Genomic DNA, 6,767 nt, shown 5'->3' on the forward strand with positions numbered 1-6,767 from the left:
TTACTTACTATTCTTTAATATGGATGTGATAATATGTATATGTTCAATACATTACTTATACAACATAGGAGAATCATATGTTTTCATTTAACAGAGCATATCCCGAAGATGTCAGCATTTCATCTTCATCAATAAAAGATCTTCTTGAGTTTCTAGATGGCAAAGAGATTCCAATGCATTCACTACTTATCATGCGAAATAACAAGCTTATTTTCGAAAAGTACTATGCGCCTTATAAAGCAGCTACTCTTCATCGCATGTTTTCCATAAGTAAGAGCATCACGGCTCTTGCTGTATTTCTTTTGATAGATAAGGGGTTAGTTGGCATCGGCAACTCTATAACTGACTATTTTCCTGAATATGTTAATGACTCAATTCACCAGTGGGTAAAAGATACAACCATAAGAAATATGCTGGAAATGAGGACCTGTCACGCTTCTACAACCTATAAGGTGGACATGAAATCTGACTGGGTAGAGAGCTTTTTTACAGTGGAACCAACCCATAAACCGGGAACAGTTTTCCACTACGACACGTCAGCAGCCCATGTTTTATCCGCACTTGTAGAAAAAATGACCCAGATGCCAATGCTGGATTATCTGAAAGAAAACGTATTTAACTACATGGATTTTAGTAAGGATTCATACATGGTAAAAGATCCTTTTGGTGTCTCTATGGGTGGAAGCGGCCTCGTGGCAACTCCTATGGATTTTATGAAAATTCTGTATCTTATCGATAAAAAGGGAACTATAGAATGTAATGATGGAGTCACAAGAAATCTTTTACCATCGAATCTTATAGAGCTTGCCACATCCAATATCAGCGATACCGTTATGACTGCTCCAATCCCAGGCGAATCCCAGGGCTACGGCATGCAGATCTGGCAAAATGAAAAGGGCGGCTATGTCCTCTACGGAATGGGCGGCCAGCTTGGAATAAGCATCCCTGACAAGAATCTTTTGGTAATCACAACCGCCGATACACAGGGAATTCAGGGTGGTAATCAAGTTATTTATGATGGCATCTATCAATTTCTTTTACCTGGGATTGATGAAAAAGAGCCTGTAGTTTGCCTAAAAGCTCCATCAGAGGACTACGAAGATCTTGTAAGTTATGCAGACACTCTTTCCATTGCACCGCCAAAACTTGCTATAAATCACTCCTATACAAAATATAACACCAAAAAGTTGACCTCTGATCTGCATCAGACCTATGAACTTTTACCAAATAAGCAAGGATTCTCAAAGGTGCAGTTAGATATTTGCCCAGGTAATGCGCAAAGTACCATCACATTTTTCACAGATGACCCTGCCATTAAGTCCGGTGCTTTTAAGCTAAGCTTTGGTCTTGAACACATGGAAGAAGGCATATTCCCAAAGTATGATAATCCATACACCGCCGGAGCCGTTTTCCTTCGTGAAAACGTGCTGTATATCCGTTTCCATCTGATTGGTGAAAGCGTTGGTTCCATCCGCATGGAGCTTTACTTTGGAGATAACGATATCACAATATTCATGCGAAAAATTGAAGAGACTTACTTCAAAGAATTTGACGGTCATTTATATGGAACATTGGAGAATTAATTATTCATTTAGGTTGAATTTAGTTTTGGCTAGTATCCTTTCCTTGTAAAACGCAAGGAAAGGATTTTATTATGTCTTCAAGTATTCAGGGAATAAGTACATACCAGATGCAGCTTCAGTCCTTAAGCACGAAAGTTAACGAGCTTTCAAGAACCAGCAAAGCATCTTCTCAGGCCGTCGCTGCTGCATTAGAACAACAGGTATCAACCCTCTATAGCAGAATAAATACAATCAAGTCATCCAATACAGCTTACATGCTTAAACAGTCAGCATACGCTTATGACAAGAATGCCCAACTTCTAAACCAGGAAACATCATCATTCGAAGTCCTGGCGTAAAAGAAGTTTTTCATACTCTTTTATCTGCTCATAGATCTGATTCGGAACTTCGCCAACAAACCAGCGCATCATTTCCAATAATATTTCAAGTTTTCCACCTGCCATTGCTTATTATTTCTTTTACTTTCTGTTTTTTTCACCAGTCATACTGCCACTATGCAGCCATCAGCCAATATAGGCATTGCAATTATCAATTGCTGTTCTGCCTAAATCCAGTTCTCTTGCAATATAGGCATTGATTTTAAGCAGCAATTTTCTGCTACCATTTGCCATTCCCGCCATATAGGCAGTTTGTCCAACGTAAAATTAACTGCCTATAGCGGCAATACTCGGGATATAGGCAGAGCTGATCCCTCAAAATCAACTGCCTCCACAAGCAATACTAGGAATATAGGCAGACACCACCCCATTTTATTCATAATGATCAACTGCCTATATCAACAGGCCTTGGAATATAGGCAGAGTTCACCTCACTAAAATCAACTGCCACTATCACCGAAATTGCACAAGTAACAGAAATCATGCCATAAGTAGCAGATATCATGCCACAAGCAGCAAAAATCATGCCATAAGCAGCAGAAAACATGCTATATGTAGTTAAACTTTGGAATATCAGCAGCGAAAAGATTAGAAATCATCACTGCTTGTCTTTCGAATGAAAGAATAGTAGCAGTCCGCCAAGAACAGCGGACTGCAAATTAAGCATATAATTGTTATCTCGCCAGAACAACAGCGTTAGCCTTCTGACGTCGTCTTAGGTCCTAGTCAAAAGTACAACCGTCTCTATCGACCTTGTAAAAGGGAACATGTCCACAGGAATGGCCTTTTCAGCCTTGAATCCATTCTTCTTGAGTATTCCCAGATCCCTGGCAAGAGAGTCAGGGCTGCAGGAAATATACACAACCTTCTTGGGTGACAGGATCTTAAGTGATTCAATGAATTCCGGCGTAGATCCTGCTCTTGGCGGATCCATGAATACTACATCAACCTTATCTCCTGATGCTGCCATCTGCTGCATAAATACAGTGGCATCGTTGTTATAAAAAGTAATGTTATCTATATTGTTTATCTTTGCATTAAGGTTAGCATCCTTAACAGCGTCCTTGTTAAGTTCAACACCAATAACTTCTTTAACATGAGGGCTTGCAATTATTCCAATTGTTCCAACACCGCAGTAACAGTCAAGTGCCACTTCATCACCTTTAAGTTCAGCCATTTCAATCGCTGTATTATACAAAACTTCCTGCTGAACAGGATTTACCTGGTAAAAAGATTTAGGACTTATCTTAAACTTCATTCCACAGCAGATATCATAGATAAATCCGGGACCATACATTGGCTTTTCCTTATCGCCAAGGATCATGCTTGTCTGCTTATCATTTACATTAAGAACAATTGTTGTGATCTCAGGATGAGCTTGTCTGAGGGCTTTTACAAAGTTATTCTTGGAAGGAAAAATAGGAGAAACCGTAACCAGAACAACCATGATCTCGCCAGTGTTCTTACCAATTCTTATAAGCACATGGCGAAGAAGGCCAAATCCGTTATCCTCATCATATGTCTTGATTTTAAAAGATTTAAGCATTCCACGGATAGTTGCTATGATAGCGTCTGCCTTCTGATCTTCCAAAAGACATGAATCAATAGGCACTACCTCATGAGTTCCCTCTCTATATATTCCTGAGAGTGGATTACCCTTTTTGTCATGAGTAAAAACAGCATGAACCTTGCATCTGTAATGTTCAGGCTCTTCCATTCCAACAAAAGAAGCAACTTTAGTATATGGCTCAAGGAGCTCCTTAACATGAGCATGCTTCTGCCTAAGCTGCTTGTCATATGGAGTGTCGATCATCTGGCAGGCACCGCACTTCTTAAAATACGGACAGCGACTTGCAGCATGAACTTCATCATTTCGTCTCGTATCTGTTTTTCCTTGCCTTAATGCCTTGGCCATTCTGCCATTTGCCGGTGCACTTTTTCTATCCAGACTACTTCTTTTTGCTGATGTTTTTTCTTTTATCTCATTATCTTTCTTGAAGACCGTTTTTTTTCTATTTCCAGTTTCTCTTCCCGGTAATGATTTTTTATTACTTCCACCAAATTTCTTCTCAGCCATAATTTCTCCTACTTTTTAAGCAAAAGAAAAGGGGATTACTTAATCCCCTTTTCAACTATCTCACTCTTCATAATCATCCTGACTGGTCTCAAACTTCAGTTCAGGCATCTCAAGTCCATCGCTCTCTTTAACAACTGAATCGCTTCTCTTGCGAATGCGCTCGGTGTTTTTCTCCTCGCCATAGTCCTTGAACTTAATTCCCTCTATTCCCTGAGCAAGAGCCTTGGCACGAGCTATCTCCCCTTTGTTGATCTTAAACGTGCAGACAATCTTGCTTCCGCTTCTGTCGAACAGTCTCTGTAAAAAAGACTTATCCTGCCACTCAATGAAATAGGAAATCCTGTGAGCAAGAAATCTTTCTTCCAGTTGCTTTTTGCTCTCTATGCTATAAACTCTGCAAAATGGTATCTCATTATTAAAAACCTGATTATTCTGGATTATTGATGACATAAGAACCTCACATTATATCTATTTGAACAGAAAACTCCTGCTCCAAATATAAATTATAGCGTAGTAAGCAATATCTTTCAAATCTATTATGCAACTACGTCATTCAGGCCAAAGATCGCGTTCTTTCTTGGCTCAAGAACAAAAAGAAGAATCATTCCCAAAATGTAACAAGAAATAATTTCTCCGGCACCAACTGTTAGTGTAAAGAAAAGAAGTGTTCCGGGAGCTTCATATACATGCATAAGTACCTGTGGAACAATGATCATATTGGCAACGATTGGTGGAATAGGGCAAAGCCACTTAGCAACAGGGTTCTTAACCTTTTTAGCGATCAAATATGTAAGAACCGCACCAATCAATGTAGCAAGTGATCCAAATACTGTATCAAGGAACATACATCCTGTAAGTGTATTACTAAGTATGCATCCAAGAAAAAGACCAGGAATTGCTGCTGGTGTAAAATAAGGCAGAATAGTAAGTGCCTCTGAGAAACGCACCTGAACAGCCTGATTAGCAAGTCCCAGTGCATTTGCAAGTAATGTCAAAACGACATAAAGTGCTGCAATCACTGCAGCCTGAGTGATAAATAATACCTTTGTGTTACGCATAAATTTCTCCTTTAGTTTTGTTTTGTGTCAGGAAGGTCTCGAACTGACATTTTTTAGTGCAACGTATGCTATAATAGCATTAGTTTTTGCTATTGTCCACCACTATTTTACGAGGTTTTTTATGAAAAGAAACTACAAATTTATCATAAGTTATGATGGAACACGATTCTATGGTTGGGAAAAACAACCTGGTAAAGAAATGACTATACAGGGGAAGCTCGAAACTGTTTTATCCAAGATGACAAACGCACCTGCTGATTCTCCAGTTAGCGTAATAGGCGCAGGAAGGACCGATGCCGGAGTCCATGCAAGAGCTACTGTAGCCAATGCTATTCTCGATACTGACATGACTGAAGAAGAAATCCAGGTTTATATGAATACTTATCTTCCCGAGGATATAAGCGTAAATGAAGTAAGGATCTGCTCTGACAGATTCCATGCCAGATACAATGCCCTCGGAAAAACTTACCGATACACCGTATGGTATGGCATCTCAAAGCCTGTTTTTGATAGGAAGTATGTGACTGTCTTAAACCAAAAGCCTGACGTCAGCAAAATGCGCGCAGCAGCACAATTCCTCATAGGCACACATGATTATAAAAGCTTTTGCGGCAATAAGAAAATGAAAAAATCAACCGTTCGCTGTGTAGACACCATAAACATCGAAGAAAGTGGCAATTACATCCGCATATATTTCCACGGAAACGGCTTTCTCCAGAACATGGTACGTATCCTAACAGGAACTCTTTTAGAAGTTGGATACGGCAACATCCCTGTTGATTCAGTAAAAGAAATCCTTGAAGCCTGTGACCGCCAGAAAGCCGGTCCCACTGCACCACCTCAGGGACTTTGCATGATGAAGGTAGATTATTAATTGCTACAAAGATTTTTCACTGTAGATTAGAGAGAGTATTCAGATGAATGCAATTAGCATACATCAGAGTACTCTCTTTTTGTATATGCGTAAGTGACTTCTCTAACTCTCTAAAAATTTTAGATTGCGGCTACGTACGCCACCATTGACTGAACCTGAGGAAAACGCCGTCTATACCTCGCCGACGGTGAGGATGATGGGAACAGTAGATTTTCTCGCACCGTCGGATTCAGCATTTTAGCGTTTTCCTCAGAACCCGCCAATGGCAAGCACCTTCGGTGTGGCTAGGTGTTATTGCCTCGGGCTCTGAATCTAGGAACAGTATGGGTGGCTACTTTCATGAGTGCGCATGGCTATGTGCTCATTTTACTGTGACAATTTATTATGATACGCCTTGCGATTACAGAATCCATGACCTAATCAACGGATTTCATAAGTCTAGGTCATGTTTTTTGTCATGGAATCGCTCTGCGATTACAGAATCCATGACCTAATCAGCAGATTTCAAATGTCTAGGTCTTGTTTTTTGTCATGACCCTGCTATTACAGAATTCATGACCTAATCAGTGGATTTCATAAGTCTAGGTCATGTTTAGATAGCTCGTCCACCCGGCTTTGGGCATATAGCATAATATCGAGCTTGCAGCCACCCCTCATCATAGCTTTTATCGCAGGCATTTGGGCATATACGGCGATTATCCGTCCGCAGCCACCATTTTAACGGGTGGCCCGAGTCTTGAAATCGGCCTATATGCCCAGTTGACCTTCATGAGGGGTGGCTGGCCTCGCAAAAAGTTG

The 6,767-nt window shown here is 40.3% G+C and carries 7 protein-coding genes; 3 read left to right on the plus strand and 4 right to left on the minus strand.

Annotated features, from left to right (window positions below; translation table 11 throughout):
* The first annotated feature begins 77 nt into the window (after nucleotides 1-77).
* Both C4S54_RS09610 and C4S54_RS09615 read left to right on the plus strand, forming a co-directional pair.
* Nucleotides 78-1,583, plus strand: coding sequence for a serine hydrolase domain-containing protein (locus C4S54_RS09610; protein WP_103869332.1), 1,506 nt, complete (start codon nucleotides 78-80; stop codon nucleotides 1,581-1,583).
* A gap of 71 nt (nucleotides 1,584-1,654) precedes the next feature.
* On the plus strand, nucleotides 1,655-1,921 hold the full coding sequence (locus C4S54_RS09615) for a hypothetical protein (protein WP_103869333.1): 267 nt from the start codon (nucleotides 1,655-1,657) through the stop codon (nucleotides 1,919-1,921).
* On the opposite strand, the gene C4S54_RS16315 is transcribed toward C4S54_RS09615, so the two are convergent.
* The 4 genes from C4S54_RS16315 to C4S54_RS09630 form a co-directional block, all read right to left on the minus strand.
* Nucleotides 1,901-2,026: a hypothetical protein gene (locus C4S54_RS16315; RefSeq protein WP_278308915.1), complete on the minus strand. Its 126-nt coding sequence runs from the start codon at nucleotides 2,024-2,026 to the stop codon at nucleotides 1,901-1,903. The genes C4S54_RS09615 and C4S54_RS16315 overlap by 21 nt on opposite strands.
* 649 nt (nucleotides 2,027-2,675) lie before the next feature.
* Entirely contained in the window at nucleotides 2,676-4,037 is a 1,362-nt protein-coding gene (rlmD, locus tag C4S54_RS09620) for a 23S rRNA (uracil(1939)-C(5))-methyltransferase RlmD (RefSeq protein ID WP_103869334.1), read from the minus strand.
* Nucleotides 4,038-4,097: 60 nt separating this feature from the next.
* Nucleotides 4,098-4,487, minus strand: a complete 390-nt coding sequence (locus C4S54_RS09625; protein ID WP_022775573.1) for a hypothetical protein — start codon at nucleotides 4,485-4,487, stop codon at nucleotides 4,098-4,100.
* An 86-nt stretch (nucleotides 4,488-4,573) separates the two neighbouring features.
* Nucleotides 4,574-5,095 carry a QueT transporter family protein gene (locus C4S54_RS09630; RefSeq protein ID WP_022775574.1) on the minus strand — a complete coding sequence of 174 codons (522 nt, stop codon included), beginning with the start codon at nucleotides 5,093-5,095 and terminating at the stop codon, nucleotides 4,574-4,576.
* A gap of 121 nt (nucleotides 5,096-5,216) precedes the next feature.
* On the opposite strand from C4S54_RS09630, the gene truA reads away from it, so the two are divergent.
* Nucleotides 5,217-5,969 carry a tRNA pseudouridine(38-40) synthase TruA gene (gene truA / locus C4S54_RS09635; RefSeq protein ID WP_103869335.1) on the plus strand — a complete coding sequence of 251 codons (753 nt, stop codon included), beginning with the start codon at nucleotides 5,217-5,219 and terminating at the stop codon, nucleotides 5,967-5,969.
* The last annotated feature ends 798 nt before the right edge of the window (nucleotides 5,970-6,767 follow it).

The organism is Butyrivibrio sp. Su6, from assembly GCF_900108105.1.
In the GTDB taxonomy this organism is placed as follows: Bacteria; Bacillota; Clostridia; order Lachnospirales; family Lachnospiraceae; genus Butyrivibrio.

Excerpts from the sequence above, each read along its gene's own strand:
- C4S54_RS09615 (WP_103869333.1), top strand. The coding sequence starts at position 1,655 with ATGTCTTCAAGTATTCAGGGAATAAGTACATACCAGATGCAGCTTCAG.
- C4S54_RS09610 (WP_103869332.1), top strand. The coding sequence starts at position 78 with ATGTTTTCATTTAACAGAGCATATCCCGAAGATGTCAGCATTTCATCT.
- truA (WP_103869335.1), top strand. The coding sequence starts at position 5,217 with ATGAAAAGAAACTACAAATTTATCATAAGTTATGATGGAACACGATTC.
- C4S54_RS09625 (WP_022775573.1), bottom strand. The coding sequence starts at position 4,487 with ATGTCATCAATAATCCAGAATAATCAGGTTTTTAATAATGAGATACCA.
- rlmD (WP_103869334.1), bottom strand. The coding sequence starts at position 4,037 with ATGGCTGAGAAGAAATTTGGTGGAAGTAATAAAAAATCATTACCGGGA.
- C4S54_RS09630 (WP_022775574.1), bottom strand. The coding sequence starts at position 5,095 with ATGCGTAACACAAAGGTATTATTTATCACTCAGGCTGCAGTGATTGCA.
- C4S54_RS16315 (WP_278308915.1), bottom strand. The coding sequence starts at position 2,026 with ATGGCAGGTGGAAAACTTGAAATATTATTGGAAATGATGCGCTGGTTT.